Raw genomic sequence first — 681 nt, 5'->3', positions numbered from 1 at the left:
CGACCAGTAAAATGTTTGCAACAGTCAGCTAATCAAAGGCAAGGAAATCATCACATCCAGTGTAATTTTTCTTGCCTTTCTCTTTTTGTGGAATTTGTCCACTAGATTCAATCAGTATAACCAATATGAAAAAATTTGCTTTTGTTAACGATGCCGCCGAAAGAGAATACAAAGACTTCCCAAAAGAGATTCAACAACAATTTGGAACTAGCCTAAGAGCAGTCCAAGACGACAAAAAGCCATTCTTACCAATCCAAACTCTTGAAAGTATTGGTGCTGGTGTAATCGAACTTAAAATCAATGGTAGCCCAGCCTTTAGGTGTGTCTACATAGCAAAATTTCTAGATACCGTAGTCGTCTTACATTCATTTGAGAAGACAACAAACGGCGTAGATCGACAAGCCATGAAAACTATCGAAAAAAGATACAAGGAACTAAAAGCTGAAATCGAAAAAATGAAAAGGCAAAAATAACTAAGCGACTTTAGCTAAATCCCTTGTTTGGATTTTAATAGAAGCACTTTCTAAACTGCTAAAAGTAAACTCAGTCCTAAATCCGAGCTTATCTAACATTGAAAACAGCATATCCAAAGTAAATTTATCAATTTTTCCATTCACAATGTCCGACACACGCGGCTGAGTAACCGCCAACCTTTCAGCCGCTTCCTTTTGTGTCCAACCT

Annotated in this window: 2 protein-coding genes; one reads left to right on the top strand and one right to left on the bottom strand. The window is 37.3% G+C overall.

What is annotated here, in order from left to right:
- Window positions 1-125 precede the first annotated feature (125 nt).
- The gene (locus VB775_RS22575) at window positions 126-473 is read left to right on the top strand and encodes a type II toxin-antitoxin system RelE/ParE family toxin (protein WP_281010092.1); all 348 of its coding nucleotides are present in this window, start codon (window positions 126-128) and stop codon (window positions 471-473) included.
- Here VB775_RS22575 and VB775_RS22570 read toward each other — a convergent pair.
- A partial coding sequence (locus VB775_RS22570; RefSeq protein ID WP_323216969.1) for a helix-turn-helix domain-containing protein occupies window positions 474-681 on the bottom strand: 208 nt, incomplete at its 5' end.

Origin of the sequence: Pseudanabaena sp. CCNP1317 (genome assembly GCF_034931345.1) — a bacterium.
GTDB classification, from domain to species: domain Bacteria; phylum Cyanobacteriota; class Cyanobacteriia; order Pseudanabaenales; family Pseudanabaenaceae; genus Pseudanabaena; species Pseudanabaena galeata.
This window is presented reverse-complemented; position numbering and strand designations above follow the sequence as displayed.